At 60.0% G+C, this 14,738-nt stretch carries 17 protein-coding genes and 2 pseudogenes; 14 read left to right on the forward strand and 5 right to left on the reverse strand.

Translation table 11 applies throughout. The features are described from left to right. The first annotated feature begins 535 nt into the window (after positions 1-535). From NKJ89_RS35835 to NKJ89_RS30290, 6 genes are all read left to right on the forward strand, one after another. Positions 536-634: a pyrroloquinoline quinone precursor peptide PqqA gene (locus tag NKJ89_RS35835; protein WP_502904184.1), complete on the forward strand. Its 99-nt coding sequence runs from the start codon at positions 536-538 to the stop codon at positions 632-634. A 146-nt stretch (positions 635-780) separates the two neighbouring features. Further along, the gene (gene pqqB, locus NKJ89_RS30270) at positions 781-1,719 is read left to right on the forward strand and encodes a pyrroloquinoline quinone biosynthesis protein PqqB (protein WP_352607956.1); all 939 of its coding nucleotides are present in this window, start codon (positions 781-783) and stop codon (positions 1,717-1,719) included. After that, positions 1,716-2,471, forward strand: coding sequence for a pyrroloquinoline-quinone synthase PqqC (gene pqqC, locus NKJ89_RS30275; protein WP_352607958.1), 756 nt, complete (start codon positions 1,716-1,718; stop codon positions 2,469-2,471). The genes pqqB and pqqC overlap by 4 nt, the downstream gene beginning before the upstream one ends. Beyond that, positions 2,471-2,767 (forward strand): pyrroloquinoline quinone biosynthesis peptide chaperone PqqD, encoded by a 297-nt coding sequence (gene pqqD / locus NKJ89_RS30280; RefSeq protein WP_352607960.1) that lies wholly within the window; start codon positions 2,471-2,473, stop codon positions 2,765-2,767. The genes pqqC and pqqD overlap by 1 nt, the downstream gene beginning before the upstream one ends. Beyond that, positions 2,764-3,903 (forward strand): pyrroloquinoline quinone biosynthesis protein PqqE, encoded by a 1,140-nt coding sequence (gene pqqE, locus NKJ89_RS30285; RefSeq protein WP_352607961.1) that lies wholly within the window; start codon positions 2,764-2,766, stop codon positions 3,901-3,903. Before pqqD ends, pqqE begins: the two co-directional genes overlap by 4 nt. 455 nt (positions 3,904-4,358) lie before the next feature. Further along, complete coding sequence (locus NKJ89_RS30290) at positions 4,359-4,784, forward strand: S1C family serine protease (RefSeq protein ID WP_352607962.1); 426 nt, start codon at positions 4,359-4,361, stop codon at positions 4,782-4,784. Positions 4,785-4,863: 79 nt separating this feature from the next. On the opposite strand, the gene NKJ89_RS35840 is transcribed toward NKJ89_RS30290, so the two are convergent. Genes NKJ89_RS35840 through NKJ89_RS30305 form a run of 3 tightly spaced genes read right to left on the reverse strand, consistent with a single transcriptional unit; the run spans position 4,864 to position 6,393 of the window. After that, complete coding sequence (locus NKJ89_RS35840; protein WP_502904181.1) at positions 4,864-5,247, reverse strand: beta-barrel domain-containing protein; 384 nt, start codon at positions 5,245-5,247, stop codon at positions 4,864-4,866. Between the two features lie 40 nt (positions 5,248-5,287). After that, entirely contained in the window at positions 5,288-5,638 is a 351-nt protein-coding gene (locus NKJ89_RS30300) for a hypothetical protein (protein ID WP_352607966.1), read from the reverse strand. A gap of 32 nt (positions 5,639-5,670) precedes the next feature. After that, the gene (locus tag NKJ89_RS30305) at positions 5,671-6,393 is read right to left on the reverse strand and encodes an HlyD family secretion protein (protein WP_352607967.1); all 723 of its coding nucleotides are present in this window, start codon (positions 6,391-6,393) and stop codon (positions 5,671-5,673) included. On the opposite strand from NKJ89_RS30305, the gene NKJ89_RS35845 reads away from it, so the two are divergent. The 4 genes and pseudogenes from NKJ89_RS35845 (at position 6,392) to lhgD (ending at position 8,872) form a co-directional block, all read left to right on the forward strand. Further along, positions 6,392-6,847 (forward strand): hypothetical protein, encoded by a 456-nt coding sequence (locus tag NKJ89_RS35845; RefSeq protein ID WP_502904182.1) that lies wholly within the window; start codon positions 6,392-6,394, stop codon positions 6,845-6,847. The two genes, NKJ89_RS30305 and NKJ89_RS35845, sit on opposite strands and share 2 nt — an antisense overlap. Then, positions 6,816-7,034 carry a hypothetical protein gene (locus NKJ89_RS30315; RefSeq protein ID WP_352607969.1) on the forward strand — a complete coding sequence of 73 codons (219 nt, stop codon included), beginning with the start codon at positions 6,816-6,818 and terminating at the stop codon, positions 7,032-7,034. The genes NKJ89_RS35845 and NKJ89_RS30315 overlap by 32 nt, the downstream gene beginning before the upstream one ends. Before the next feature lie 414 nt (positions 7,035-7,448). Next, positions 7,449-7,586, forward strand: a pseudogene (locus tag NKJ89_RS30320) (oxidoreductase); the annotation flags it as partial. A 17-nt stretch (positions 7,587-7,603) separates the two neighbouring features. Beyond that, positions 7,604-8,872 (forward strand): L-2-hydroxyglutarate dehydrogenase, encoded by a 1,269-nt coding sequence (gene lhgD, locus NKJ89_RS30325; protein WP_352607971.1) that lies wholly within the window; start codon positions 7,604-7,606, stop codon positions 8,870-8,872. Positions 8,873-9,180: 308 nt separating this feature from the next. Here the strand turns inward: lhgD and NKJ89_RS30330 are convergent, their stop codons facing one another. Both NKJ89_RS30330 and NKJ89_RS30335 read right to left on the reverse strand, forming a co-directional pair. Continuing rightward, on the reverse strand, positions 9,181-9,366 hold the full coding sequence (locus tag NKJ89_RS30330; RefSeq protein ID WP_352607973.1) for a hypothetical protein: 186 nt from the start codon (positions 9,364-9,366) through the stop codon (positions 9,181-9,183). Positions 9,367-9,487: 121 nt separating this feature from the next. Continuing rightward, the gene (locus NKJ89_RS30335) at positions 9,488-9,940 is read right to left on the reverse strand and encodes an ArsR/SmtB family transcription factor (protein ID WP_352607975.1); all 453 of its coding nucleotides are present in this window, start codon (positions 9,938-9,940) and stop codon (positions 9,488-9,490) included. Between the two features lie 1,346 nt (positions 9,941-11,286). Between NKJ89_RS30335 and NKJ89_RS30340 the strand changes: the two genes are divergently transcribed. The 4 genes and pseudogenes from NKJ89_RS30340 to NKJ89_RS30355 all read left to right on the forward strand — a co-directional run bounded on the left by NKJ89_RS30340 (position 11,287) and on the right by NKJ89_RS30355 (position 14,615). Beyond that, complete coding sequence (locus tag NKJ89_RS30340; protein WP_352607977.1) at positions 11,287-11,511, forward strand: hypothetical protein; 225 nt, start codon at positions 11,287-11,289, stop codon at positions 11,509-11,511. A gap of 725 nt (positions 11,512-12,236) precedes the next feature. Next, complete coding sequence (locus NKJ89_RS30345) at positions 12,237-12,989, forward strand: LuxR C-terminal-related transcriptional regulator (protein ID WP_502904183.1); 753 nt, start codon at positions 12,237-12,239, stop codon at positions 12,987-12,989. A gap of 231 nt (positions 12,990-13,220) precedes the next feature. Beyond that, a complete protein-coding gene (locus tag NKJ89_RS30350) occupies positions 13,221-13,451 on the forward strand; it encodes an integrase core domain-containing protein (protein WP_352607979.1) in 231 nt (76 codons plus the stop codon). A 137-nt stretch (positions 13,452-13,588) separates the two neighbouring features. Continuing rightward, positions 13,589-14,615 (forward strand): annotated as a pseudogene (locus NKJ89_RS30355) (IS110 family RNA-guided transposase). The last annotated feature ends 123 nt before the right edge of the window (positions 14,616-14,738 follow it).

Genomic DNA, 14,738 nt, shown 5'->3' on the forward strand with positions numbered 1-14,738 from the left:
GCCGATAGACCACCATTCCGGGCACGCGAGGGTCTTCAATGTCGTCAATATGATCGAGAAAGCTTGCGTCCATCGCCGGTCTCCTCCCGACAGACAACCGCCCGGCGGGCCTACGGCTGGGCGTACTCCTTCCGGCTTAATTGCGTGATCACCAATATCCCGCTACTTTCAGGTCCTAGCGCGCGACCAATGCCTACTATCGCTCCTCCTACGTGCTTGTGCATCCGATATCGAGGGCGTCGAGACGATCCGTCGATGGGAGAGGTTGTGCTCAAGGCATGCTCGCCGGCCAGATCGATGCCGCGATCCTATACACGGCGGCGCCGGGGTGACTTGATCGGCATCAGCGGGAGAGAGGAGAGAAGGAACAGATCATTAAAGTAGGCGGTTATGCTTTATTCCTTTGTTTTCTGGCTGTTTGAGAACCCAATGCTTCATTTGTCCATTTGTGAGATAATGGACGCGCCATCGCAGCGCTCGCAATGGCGCCAACGACATGACCGGCCCCTTCGGGCTGGCAGAAGAGGAGAATGCCATGAAGAAGAAGAGCTGGAAAAAACCCACCATGTGCCAGGTGGCTGCGGGCTTCGAAATTTCGCGATATCTGCCTGCTGAAAGTCCTCCCAGGAAATAGGCAGCAAAGGTGCGCGTCCTTGGCAACAGGGACATACACCCCCCTTGCCGATCTCGCGACGGCTTTGCCGCGGAAAATCCGGGCGCGAGGCCTCTTGCGCGAGAATATCCTGCCGCTCGGATGGGCTGCGGAGCGGGTAGATCACAATGCGTGTGAAGATCATCGGATCGGCGGCGGGAGGCGGCTTTCCGCAATGGAACTGCAACTATCGCCTGAGCCGCGCAGCTCGCACCGGGACGCCCGGCGTGCATCCACGAACCCAATCCAGCATTGCCGCGTCGGCGGACGGGACAGGCTGGGTTCTCTTCAATGCTTCACCCGACATTCGCCAGCAGATTGCGCAGACGCCAGAGCTGCAGCCCGCAGCCGAGGCGCCGCTGCGCTCGACGCCTATCCGCGCGGTGGTGCTGACCAATGCCGACATTGACCATATAGCCGGCCTGCTCAGCCTGCGTGAACGACAGCCTTTCGCCGTCTATGCGAGCGCACAGGTGCTGGCGACGCTGGAGGCGAATTCGATTTTCAGCGTTCTCGATCCGGCGATCGTGCCGCGACGCCTCCTGGCACCAATGGGAGAACTGGCGATCTGCGATGCGGGCAGCCATGAAACCGGTGTGGTCGTCGATGTCTTTCCCGTGCCCGGGAAGATCGCGCTCTATCTCGAGCAAAGCGGCGATCCCAGGGCCGATTTCAGCTCCGATACGGGCGACACGATTGGAGTGCGCATCACCGGTGCCGGCAGTCATGGCGCGGTCTTCTACATCCCGGGCTGCGCGTGCATCGATGCCGCCCTGCGTACGCGTCTGGCCGATGCCGCCTGCCTTCTGTTCGACGGCACCGTCTACACAGACGACGAGATGATCGCTGCCAGCGTCGGTCAGAAAACCGGTGCGCGCATGGGGCACATCGCAATTTCTGGAGAAGCAGGTTCGATTGCCGGTCTGGCCGATGTGAAGATGGGCCGCCGAATCTTCGTCCATATCAACAACACCAATCCTGTTCTCGACGAGAATTCCGCCGAACAGGCGGCGGTCAAAGCGGCTGGCTGGGAAGTCGCCAGCGATGGAATGGAGATGGACTTTTGAGCGATTTCCAAGACGCGGCCAGAGGTGGCCTGTCCAGGAGCGAGCTCGAGGCCTTGCTGCGGCAGGTCGGTGCAGAGCGCTATCACAACCACCATCCTTTCCACCACAGAATGACCATTGGCGCCCTGTCGAAGGCCGAGATGCAGGCCTGGGCGTTGAACCGCTATTGCTACCAGGCCGTCATTCCGCGCAAGGACGCCATGATCCTGGCACGTGCCGAGGATCCGGCGTTTCGCGCCGCCTGGCGCAAACGCATCGAGGACCATGACGGCGAGGACGGCTGGAGCGGCGGCGTAGCGCGCTGGCTGCATCTGGCCACCTCGCTCGGGCTCGATGCCGAAGCCGTCAAGAGCGAACGGCTGGCGCTGCCGGCGACCCGTTTCGCCGTCGGCGCCTACCTTTCATTCTGCACGAACCGGACGCTGCTGGAGGCGGTCGCATCGTCGCTAACCGAAATGTTCTCGCCGCTCATCATCAGCGAGCGAGTGCCGGCGATGCTGGCCAGATACGATTACGTCACCGAGGATTCGCTCGCCTATTTCAGCCGGCGGCCCGAACAGGCATCGCGCGATGCCGACTTCGCCCTCGCCTACGTGCTCGGCCATGCCGATACGGCCGAACGCCAGCAACAGGCGGTCGATGCGCTGGTGTTCAAATGCGATATACTGTGGGCCATGCTCGACGCGCTTCAGCATGCCTATGGCGCGTCGGGAAACATTCCGCCCGGCGCCTTCCACCCGGAGGCAACCTGATGATGGCGCTGCGCGAAAGAGCGATTGTGTCGTTGCGATCGGTGCCATCACTGCCGAAGCACGTGCGCATACAGTACGACCCCGTGCGACAGGCCTTCACCGTACTTTCGCCGGAGAAGGTATTCTGGCCAAACGAGATCAGTCTCGACATATTGCGCCGATGCGACGGGCGATCCACTGTCGGCCACATCATCGCCGGTCTCGCCGCCGATTATGAAGCAGAACAGGAGGTCGTGGCAGCCGACGTCATCGCCTTCCTGCAGGAATGGTCGGACAAGCTGCTGGTGAAGCTATGAGCGAGCCCGTTCTCCCTCCGATTGGGATGCTGGCGGAACTGACGCATCGCTGCCCGCTGCAGTGTCCTTATTGTTCCAATCCGCTCGAATTGCTGAAGGCCAATCGCGAGCTCGACACGCAGACCTGGCTCGGTCTCTTCTCGCAGGCCGCCGATCTCGGCGTTCTGCAGGTGCATCTATCCGGCGGCGAGCCGATGTTGCGCCGCGACCTCGAACAATTGATCGCCGGGCTTTCGGCGCGCGGAGTGTATACCAACCTGATCACCGCCGGCATCAACATTGCCGAAGGCCGCCTCGAGGCCCTTGCGGAAGCCGGTCTGGACCATCTGCAGCTAAGCTTTCAGGGTGCCCGTCCGGCGACCACCGACCGTATCGGCAACCACCGGGGAAGTCATGAAAAGAAGCTGGAGACGGCCCGACGGGCCCGCGCGGCCGGGCTGCCGCTCACCATTAATGCGCCGATCCATCGTCACAACATCGAGCAAGTACCGGAGTTCATCGATCTAGCCCTCTCGCTGGGCGCGGAGCGGCTGGAGATCGCCAACGTGCAGTATGCCGGCTGGGCGCTGGCCAATCGCGATTGGCTGATGCCCGAACGTGCTGCGGTCGACAGGCAGGCGGAGATCGTGGCGGCGGCGCAGCAACGGCTTGCCAGCATCATCAACATCGACTTTGTCCCCCCGGATTATTTTGCCATCTATCCAAAGCCGTGCATGGGCGGCTGGGCGCGAGACGCCTTCATGGTGACGCCCGACGGGACCGTGCTGCCTTGCCACGCTGCACAGACGGTTCCTTCGCTCCGCTTCGAACGGTTCGGAACGCGCCCGCTCGCCGAGATCTGGATCGATTCGCCGGCATTCAATGCCTTCCGCGGGACCGAATGGATGCAGGAGCCGTGCCGAAGCTGCGAGCGGCGCGAGATCGATTGGGGCGGCTGCAGATGTCAGGCGATGGCGATTGCCGGCGATGCCGCCGCAACGGATCCGGTCTGCATCAAGTCGCCGATCCACGCTCGCATGGCCACGCTCATCGACGAAACACAGCTCATCGCGGCAAATGCTGCGGCGGACAAAGCGTTCATCTATCGTCGGATAGGAGTTGGCTCGGAACAAGAGCAGTGCGAAATCGTACGCTAGTCCGCCCGGCGACAATGGTCCCAGCAGATTGATCGTGGACGGAATCGGGCGATGGGTAAACGGATACTTCTCAGGGTTCAGCATCGCCGGAGGCTTTTCGATGTACCTGCTGACGAGGACAGCCTGCTCCGCCACTAGTCACTTGCAGCCTTTCAGGGTCGGGAATTCCGGTGCGAGATCGTATTCGGGGCCGAAAACAATGACTGTGGGATAGTCAAGATACATCGGCGCATTCGCCGCCCTCTATTTCGCGCTTACTCCAATGCCAGCATTCCCGGCCGCAACCGCGCCTGTCGTCAGCGCCGGCAGCCAGCGGCCACTGCCCGACGTGCTTGAGCAGGCGACACCCGCGGTGGTCAAAATTACCGTCACTTCGCATTCGCCTGGGCAGATTAACCCGCTCTACAAGACCCTACTTCCGCCGCTACTTCGACATGCCTGAGGCGCAACCCCGGGTGAGCGCCGGTTCCGGCGTCATTGTCGATGCCGACAAGGGCCTTATCCTGACCAACCGTCACATCGTCGCCGATGCCAGTGAGATCTCGGTGACGCTAAGAGATCGCCGCCGTTTCAAAACGGAGCTTGTAGGAAACGATCAGGCGACGGACGTCGCCTTGCTCAGAATCAAGGCGAGTAGGCTCACGGCGCTTCCTTTCGGCAACTCCGATGCACTCCGCGTGTGTGACACTGTTGTGGCGATCGGCAATCCATTCGGCCTTGGGATCACCGCCTCGGCCACGGATCCCGATGCCGGCTCGACCGTCACCTACAGCATCAATGACTCTCGCTTCGCCCTCAATGCCAGCAGCGGCGTCATCACGCGCTCGGCCAACGGCACGCTGGCACGCTCGACTTCGAGACCCAGCCGTCGATCAATCTGACAGTGACGGCAACCTAGTCCGACGGAAGCGCCGCCAATCAGGCGCTCACCCTATTTCCGTTGGCGAGTCACTCTCTTGTTCAATTCTCCCTGAAAGTGCGCGTAAGTGAGGCCTGGACCGGGGCCAGCATATCGTCGAGCAGGGTGTGTTCCCCGGTCAGGATCATGACTTCCGCCGGCATGCCGGGCGACAGACGGATCTCGTGCAGATCTTTAAGATCGGCCGCGTCGATCTTGACCTTGGCGAGGAAATAAGAATTCGCCGGTTTCTCGTCTGTCAGCCGGTCGGCCGACACTGGGGTGAGCAGGCCATGGATCTGCGGCGGGTGCCGGCTCGGATAGGCCCGACAGGACCACGCGGGCGGGCATGTCCGGATGCACCACGTCGATATCCGCCGGCTTGATGCGTGAATCGATGACCAGATTGGGCTTGTTTGGAACGATATCGAGAAGCGGCTGACCACTGGAGATCACACCCCGATTCGGTCGTTACGCGCACGTTCATCACCGTTCCGGCGATTGGCGCGACGATCTCGGTCCTCGCCAGCACATCCTGGCGCGAGGGCAATTGGCTCCGCAGTTCGGCGAGGTCTGCGCGCACCTTTGGCAAGGATCCTCGTTGGCACTCTCGCTGTCCTGCTGGCGCAGATTGAGCAGTTGCAACTTGGTCTCGCCGATCTGCTGGTCGTTCTTCGCCACCTGCGCCCGGCTCGATGCCTGGTTGGCGCGGATGTCCGCCTGGGCACGCTGCAGCGCCAATATCCGCGGCAAGCGTTCCAGGCCCTTCTTGTACATTTCCTGCGCGGAGGCGATCTCCTGGTCAATCAGGCCGAGTTGCTCCGCCTCGGCGGCCATCACGTCCTCGATCCAGTGCTTTGCTCTTCTATCTACGCGATGCGCCTATTGAGGATTTGGGTGCGCCCCTCACGGGTTGCCAGGCGGCTGTCGAGCAGCGCCTGCTCCTCGACGACAACATTTCGCGCAACCTCATTGTCGATCGATGTCAGCTCCTTGGGGAAAGCTATCCCATCCTCACCGGCAAGCTCCGCGACCAGGCGCGCCTCGGTTGCCAGCAGGCGAATGTAGTGCCCCTGCACCTCGTCATAGCGCCCTTGCGCTTCGGTTGTCTTCAAGCTGACCAAGACCTGGCCGGCGCTGACCTTGTCGCCTTCCTTCACATGGATCGCCCCGGTGATGCCGCCTTCTAGATGTTGGACGGTTCTGCGATAGCCTTCCGGACTGACGACACCATTGGCGACGACGGCGCTTGCCAGAAGTGCGACGCTCGACCAGACGGCGACGCCGCCGACGAAGACCATCGCCGAGACGTAGCCCAGCATGCGCGCGGGCCGCGTCCGTTGATTGAGGTCGCGCTTGCTGGCCTGGAATGCATGCGACCGTCGCCGGACGAGCCGCGGAGTCACGAGCAGGAAGAGCGCGCCTGCCGCCGCCGCTAGAGCGATGCGCTTCGGCTGGTCGAGCCCGTCGAACCAGACTGACACTGTGGCAATGAATTGCCCGGCGGAGATGATCAGCCTGCCGGCCAGATCGCGCAGGCCGTCCGCAAGCCGGTTCAGCATCGTCGAGAAGTCACAAAATCGCTCGTCCATGGCTCACTCCACCGCCTTCAGGTTTGTGGCCGCGTTTGCGGCGATCTTGTCCCGAATTGCCGCCGGCACCGGGATGCGCCTAAGGCTCGCCTGCCAGCGCCGAGAGCACCTCGTCGCGCGGGCCGAACATCGCGACGGATCCCTCGCGCAGGAGCACGACATGATCGGCCGTGCGCAAAAAATTGGTCTGATGGCTGACGAGAATGACCGTGCGGCCGCGCTCCTTCAGCTGCTGGAGCACGTTGAACAACGCCACCTCGCCTTCGCCGTCGAGGCCGGTGTTCGGCTCGTCGAGAACGATCAGCGGTGGATCGCCAAACAGCGCACGTGCGAGCGCGATGCGCTGGCGCTGGCCGCGCGAGATGCGGACGCCGTAGGGTCCGACCTCGGTCCGATACCGTTCGGCAGCGCAGGATCATCTCGTGGATGCCCGCAAGTTGGGCCGCGGCGATGACGGCTTCGCTGTCGACGTCGCGCAGGCGCGCGATGTTTTCGGCGATGGTTCCGGGAAACACTTCGATCTGTTGCGGCAGGTATTTTGCCGAAACCTCTCGTGGATGCTGGCCCTGCACCGGATGGAAGCCCATATTTTCGACGCCGCCCACCACTCAGCTCCGGCGCGGCGCTCCGGCAAAGCGTGAGGAGTGACGCTGAATAGTGTGGTTGGCGAACCCTTCGGAATGACCGAGCGTAGAATCGGCCGAAGCTCCAATGCGTGGAAGCAATCAGTCTGTCCGAATCCGGAACCATCAGCCAAAGCCGTTCGGCATTGTCGCGGCTTGCTTCCACCCGGATGCCGCACTTTCCACGATCCGCGTGCGGCTGTGCTCTGATCGGGTTTTGACCGAGCTCCATAGATGGGTCAGGGACAACAACCTCTCGTATGAACCACTCGGATGAAACGCGAGCAACAGGTTGGCCCCGGCTGACATCCACGTAGGAGCGAGAACTTGCAACTGGGTCATGGAAATTTCTCCGCGACGAGCCCCGGAAGCCGGCGACACGTTGCTCGATGCATCATACATCCGGTCCGAGAGCGGGTGTGGTACTGGGGCATGCTTTCGACACGAGCCAGTCGAGGTATCGGTCATGCAACCGTCAAGTTGTTTCAGGAACACGGTTGGCGTATCATCGCCGTGTCTCGACAGTCGTTTTCTGAAGAGTGCGCCTGGCCGGGCGCGGAGCTTCACATCAATGGTGGCCAGCACGCATGAGCGCACCGCGCCTCGCAAATCTCGGCGAGTACGATTACTGTGTTGTCGGCGGTGGAATTGTCGGGCTGGCAACGGCCACCGCTCTAGCGCAGAGAGAGCCCAGCGCGCGCATTGTCCTTCTCGAAAAGGAGAAGGAGTTGGCTGCCCATCAAACCGGCCACAACAGTGGCGTCATCCATGCCGGCGTCTATTATCAGCCTGGATCCCTGAAGGCCAAACTCTGCCGCGAGGGTGCCGAGGCTACCAAAGCCTTCTGCAAGGTAAAGGGTATAGCGTTCGAGACTTGCGGCAAATTGCTAGTCGCAACGAACAATCGCGAACTTCAGCGCATGGAAGCACTGGAGGAGCGGGCCCGGCTTAACGATATCGCTTTTGAACGGCTTGGCGGCCATGCCTTGAAAGCGGCCGAGCCAAATATTGTCGGGCTTGAGGCCCTGCGCGTGCCCGCTACCGGCATTGTCGACTATCGCCTCATCTGCGCAGCCATGGCAGCAGATTTACAGGAGCGCGGAATTGAGATCAGACTCAACAAAGCTGTTACATTAGTTAAGGAAGAAAACCGACACGTCACGGTACTTGCCGGCCGGGACAAACTGAGGGCGCGGCGTCTTGTCGCCTGCGCTGGCTTGCAATCGGACCGAATCGCCCGGGTTGCGGGGCTCGACATCCAGCATCGCATTGTACCGTTTCGAGGTGAGTATTTCGTATTACCAGAATCACGTTCGGCCATTGTCAAACACCTCATCTATCCGATTCCAGATCCAGACCTGCCGTTTCTTGGCATCCATCTTACCAGAATGATCGACGGCCGCGTGACCGTAGGTCCCAACGCGGTGCTCGGCTTTGCCCGTGAGGGATACGAGAAGGCGAGCTTCAGCCTCGGCGATTTGACCAGCATGGCAGCCTTTCCGGGCTTCTGGCGTGTGATCGGCCGCAATTGGCGTTCCGGTCTTCGGGAGTTCTCGAACAGCTTCTCCAGGGCGAAGTATCTGGAAGAGTGCCGAAAGTATTGCCCGGAGCTTACAGTGGCGGATCTGCGAACGCCGGCCGCCGGGATTCGTGCACAAGCGGTGCTGCGCGACGGGACCCTTGTCCATGATTTCCTGTTTGTCGAAAGCGAGCGGATGCTGCATGTCTGCAATGCGCCGTCACCTGCTGCCACGTCTGCCATTCCCATCGGCGCGATGATCGTCGACCGTCTGCTCGAAGGCGGCTCCCCATCGCATTCTATCCTCTCTAGAGGAGACGATCGTGACCAGCCATAGAAAGTGCATCGCCGGCGCCTTGGCTGAGGGCGGCGAGTCGACCCGAATGTGAACTCGTCGGTTTGTACACCAAAGCGGATAGGAGCGCGGCTGAGCGCTCCATAGACGCGGCTCCGGGCGTCGACTACCACGTTCCGTTTGGGAAAGGTTCATCCTATGGACAGCTCGGGCAAGGAGCGTATGCCCGTGATTTCTACACCGTCGTAAAGTCAGCCTCCAGCCTGGCCTAACGGCCTGCGCAGCGACCCAGACGCAAGGAAAGGACGCTATCCTGGAGCAGTCTCCGAACTCAGCAGGGGGGCGCGACATCACCTATTATCTTCACGCCTATTGCCAACGCGAAGCGGCATCTCGAGGTGGGCTCCCTTATCATCGATGACGGCGAAGGCATCCACGTCATCGACACCGAGATACATCGAGGCGATGGCGGGTCTCTGGAGCGTCGCGCTGGGCTTCAGCGAAAAGCGCATGGCAAGCAATTCATCGATGGCCACGCCTGCAAACCTTCAACAATCGCGCGGGTGAGCTTCTAGATTCTAGATCCAACGGAGTCAAACTGGCATCCCTGGGGATGATCATTCGTCTTCTGGGAATTGCTGAAGCTTTGACACAAGCTCAGCTTTTTCCGACTGGGCCGGGTGCACAAGGTCCTGACACATCAACGCCACTGGACGCAGCCGGTTGTGCAGACTGCTGGCCAGCATCCACGACATTCAATTTGCAAAGCAGATCGCGCGCCGCTCGATTTTCGGAGGAATAATAGATCTTCCGGCCCTCGTATCGGACCTTCACGAGCCCAACTGCCCGGAGCTTGGCCATGTGCTGGCACAAGGCGGCCCGGCTAATACCGAGCCGTTCGCGAATTTTCCGGAACGGCAATTCATTGTCGTGCAGCAAGCTCAAAATGTGCAGCCGCCGCGCATTTCCCAGCACCTCCAGAAATTCGGCCGCTCGTCGGGCGTTAGCCCTTAGTCTGTCCGAGACCATGGATACCTCTTCCGCAGCGACTTGCCGCCACGCCGAAAATTGCGGAACAATCGATCTCTTCATTGAACACGGCCAGATCATCTGGCACGAGCCACTGGGCGTAGGACCGAAGCCGTCTCAATCCACAAGCCTTGGGATGTCTCTCGGCGCGCTCGGACTCAAGTACAGCCTCGTTGACCGCTGTTGTTGGATTGGAGCGAGTCCTTTGGCGTCCTTCCGTTGGCTAACTAGTCCGCCACGTCGTAACATGGTCCACTCACCCGCTCCGTTGCGCAACCCCAGTAGATAAATTACCACATTCACGTCGATTGTGTCGGCTCCTCCACTATGATTAAGCCCTGTGACCGCTCCCTGAATGGTGAAGTTAGCCCCGATCACGGTGTGCTCTTGACGGATGCACGTCAAACGGGACGCGCGGAACCGGGCCCGGGTGAGCGATTCCCATTTCAACCGAGCCTCCGTTTTTCGACGCCGATGCGGGCGGGCCGACGCCTTTCACATATGGGCTTGCCCGTGCGATGTAGTGTCAATCGATATGACTAACGGCCTCCTTTTGCCTCTGATTGCCTCCACACGTCACCAAACGGATCCTTGACCTCCTGCTAATCGCTCTCGTTGGACGTTCGTTGAGCCGTCAGCTGACTCGATGTCGGTCTGCTAACCGAAAATCGGTTCGCTTCAACGATCAGAGATGGGCACAGTGTGGCAGGGCCTGAGCATACTGTAGCAACCATGGCCCCTTGCCCTGTGGGTGACCGGTGCCCCCAACCCCAACCCCTAACCAATCGTCGGTCGCCCTGTCTTTTTGAGCATACGGGTTGTCACCATAGCCGGCCAACGGCACCTATCCTATAAGGATTGCTGCGGCAGGAGGGCAAACTCCCTCGGCACACTTCTTGGGTCAGCTGACTATTGCGGATGAACGCACCGAGTGCCCCATCTCAATCTGAGGGGCTTCGACGATGCCACCGCCTGGAAGGGGAACCCACGATGCCCTCAAGGGCCTATATGACCTCAATGTCGCGATCGATGCCATCGAGACTTGAGACCCCTCCTCCCCAGTCGATGTCAACCGCGATCAGCACCGACCGGCTCATGACGGGGTCGGCTTCGCGCACTTCTCTCGGGTGAGGCGAAAGGCTCCCTGCCCTTTGTTCCGAGCGAAGCGTCACCGGCGCTGGTCAGTGGTTTCCTGAGCCATTTCGTGATGGCGTTCTTCACTATGCTTCCCTGCCCTCCTGCAAACGGCTAACTCGCAATCGGGCGAACGCCTACTAAGGAACGCCTCGACCATAGAAAATAGTATCTTACAATACCGGCCCAGGCTTGTTGCGATTTCAGTTGCAAATCCTGTGTCGATGATGAAATCATGGGAGCGCTGGGCAATGGGGGGTTGTTTAGGTTCCGGCACCAGGAGGAGAGGCGGTATGACCACACAGGTTGTACATCGCGCATTCAGTCCCAACCAGATCAGGCAATTCAGGGAAATCTACGAGCGTGCGCGGGTAGTGCAGGCAAATTACCCCGAGTCGCACATTGCCAGCAAAGCCGCCAAAAGACTGATCGAGGCTTTCGAAGCCGAGATCCAGGCTGACGGGACGGTTCTGGATATTCAGCGGCTAAGCGAGGCCACCCCCCTAGGGACCGCCTGAGATCATGCCCTTGTCTGGCGAATCCTAACGATGAACGGCTTCATCTGCCGACGTCAGCCGTGCCCTGCCGGCGGATCTTGCCGTTCCAGAATCAAGTGCGGGAAGTGGGTCGCCATGCAGAGCGATAGGGGAGCCATGGGGTTGGGCGGCGGTGGCTCCCCTATCCTGTCTCCGCATTTTGTTCGCAGACAGGCCGCGTAAGCTCGCGCAGACGCCGGCTTTCCAGTGTTCAGCGTGGCCCATACGTCGTCAACCAAGCTTTTGGAGGCATGATGCCACGTTATCAGGAGGTGCGTGCGAACCCCACTACCTTCTATGGGATGAGACCGGCCGGAATCAATCGCAAGCTCGGTGATTTGCCGGCTGATGAAGCTAGTCTGTAGGAGGTGCCTCCAACACGGTGCGGTAGCTCAGGATATTCTAGAGCTTAGTGCAGGACGGGGTCTGCGTCTTAGGCTCGGCCCGCTCCAGCCTGTCGAAGCGTTTTGGGACCTCGTCGTACTCGAACGCAAAAATTTACCTAAAATTAACTTATGTTAGAGACCTCTTATAAATAGCCCATACACTGCCGAAGCTGCTTTTAGCTCAGCAGCCGCTTTCTTGAGGCTAGTAATCAGCCTTGAGCGTAGAAAATGGGGCGGGGTAACAAACTTCCAATTCTATAGAAATGAGGGTGCCTATCGGGCTCCTTAGGCAGCTTTCGTTGGGGAAGGGTGAGTGTAGGTATGGTTTCCACTGCAGGACTGCACAATTACGGTTCGACAAATCAAACAAGAGTTCCGTCCAGCGGCACAGAAAATCTCCACCAAGAAGCAGGCAAGCAATACCTGCTCATGCTGGACGGAAGGGCCTTGGACCGAGAGTGTCTCGCATCGGCCCTTGAGGACCATGAACTGGGCATGGCGGTCGTCGCCATGGCTTCGATCGAAGAATGGCGCGTGAGGAAGGCGGCGGCCTCTTCCCTTGCAACCATACTCTTCAACCTTGGCGGCCGGAAGATGACCGATCATGGCATCGCAGACGAAATCAGGCATATTTCGTCCGAGTTCAAGGCCGTCCCCTTGGTCATCCTGGCCGACACCGAAGACCTTGCACAGGTGCTGACGGCTCTCGAATGCGGCGCACGCGGCTACATTCCGACTTCGGTCGGTATCGATGTGTGTGTCGAGGCGATCAACTTGGCGGCGGCGGGAGGCATCTTCGTTCCGGCCAGCAGCGTCCTTTCCATGCGGCACTTGATAAAATCAGGCGACTGCGACCCCCGACCTTTGACGGGCATGTTCACGCTCAGGCAGACAGAGGTCGCCCAGGCGCTGCGACGCGGTAAGGCGAACAAGATTATCGCCCACGAACTGAATCTTTGCGAAAGCACCGTGAAGGTTCACATTAGAAACATCATGAAGAAATTGAAGGCGACCAACCGCACGGAGGTGGCCTACAAGGTGAACGATCTCTTCGTGGAAAGACCTCTGGGCTAAGAGTAAATCGCATCAACAAGACGGCCCGACCCGGTTCAGTCCTGGCGGGTCGTATTTTTTCCATCGACGGACACATTTCAGTGAACGGTCGATTTCGCGGGGGCCCTGAAAAGCGCGCCACGTCCGACGAAAACCCCCGCCGGGCTGCGTCCATCACTCGGACCGAGGGTCGCCCAATATGCCGCACTCATCTACCGCAATGTTCTCGCCGAGCACGATCTTCTTGGGTCGATGGGCCGGCGCGGCAATCCATACGATAATGCGAAAGCGGAAAGCTTCATAAAGACGATGAAGGTCGAAGCCGTCTATCCGATAGCTTACGAAAGCTCCGCCGACGTCGCTTTTCCCCGCTTCATTGATGAGGTCTATAACACCCGCCGATTGCACTCAGCCCTCGGCTGTTTCAGCCCGCAACAGTTCGAGGACCAACACGCCCGGCAGATGGTCAAAGCTGCGACTTGACCTGTCCGGTCTGGGGGGCGCACTCCAGATAGGCGTCCAAATTTTGCACACGATGACGTAATTGCTGCCGTCGCTCCTTTGAACGAAGATTCGGCTGACGGCAAAAGCCGCCGACCATTGAGATCGAGGAGGCCGCAGTGAAGCAATATATCGGATTAGATGTGTCGCAGCGAGAGACCAGTGTTTGCGTCGTCGATGATGCTGGAAGATCTGTCTTCCAAGGAAAAGTGAAGTCCGATCCAGGAGCACTGACCGAGTTGCTCCGCAAACGCGCACCTCACGCCGAGCGCATCGGATTCGAGACGGGCGCCATGTCCAGCTGGCTCTGGCATGAGCTTAAACGGGTCGGAATGCCGGTTGTCTGCATTGATGCTCGACATGCGAAGGCGGCACTTTCAGTTCGAATGAACAAAAGTGATGAGAACGATGCCCGCGGCCTCGCCGAGCTGGTTCGCGTCGGCTGGTATCGGGAGGTCAAGGTCAAAAGCACGGAGACCCAGGCAACCCGATCCCTCCTGGTGGCGCGATCGCGACTTATCGCCATCCGCCGCGATCTCGAGAACCAAGTTCGGTCAATGCTGAAAGAGTACGGGCTGCAGTTCAGTCGCTCAATCGGTGCGCAGTTTCGGCGAAAGGTCGAGGCGTTGGTTGTCGACGGGCATCAGCTTCGATCCGTGATCGAGCCGCTTCTGACCGTCCATGAACAGGCCTGCAGGGAACAGGAAAAGCTGGAGCGGCAGGTACGACGCCTTGCTCGTGAGGATGACACCACGCGCCGGCTTATGACGGTTCTGGCGTCGGCGTCGTGACGGCGTTGACCTACCGCCACACGATCGATGATCCTTCGCGCTTTTCCTCGGCCAGTGACGTCGGCGCCTACCTTGGTCTGACACCGCGGCGAAAACAATCTGGGGAAACAGATGTCAACGGCCGTGTCTCACGCTGGGGAGATCGGCTGTTGCGGACCTATCTATACGAAGCGGCCAGCGTCCTCATGCACCGGACAAAGAAATGGTCGACGCTGAAGGCGTGGGGCGTTCGCCTGTCGAAGCGGATCGGCATGAAAAAGGCGAAAGTGGCGGTTGCTCGCAAGATCGCGGTTCTGCTCCACTGCCTCTGGGTTGACGGCACCAGCTTTGAGTGGGCGGCGAAAAGATGGCGTGACAGATCCGCGCTCGATCCCAATCGCGGGTCCGCTTCCGAAACCCGTGATGTCCCCGCCGGGACGGTGGTTGTGGTGACCTCGTTGAATCGGCTGACGTCGACTTCGAACTTCGTTGCACACGT

It is taken from the genome of Mesorhizobium sp. M0047, from assembly GCF_040323315.1.
Taxonomy (GTDB): domain Bacteria; phylum Pseudomonadota; class Alphaproteobacteria; order Rhizobiales; family Rhizobiaceae; genus Mesorhizobium.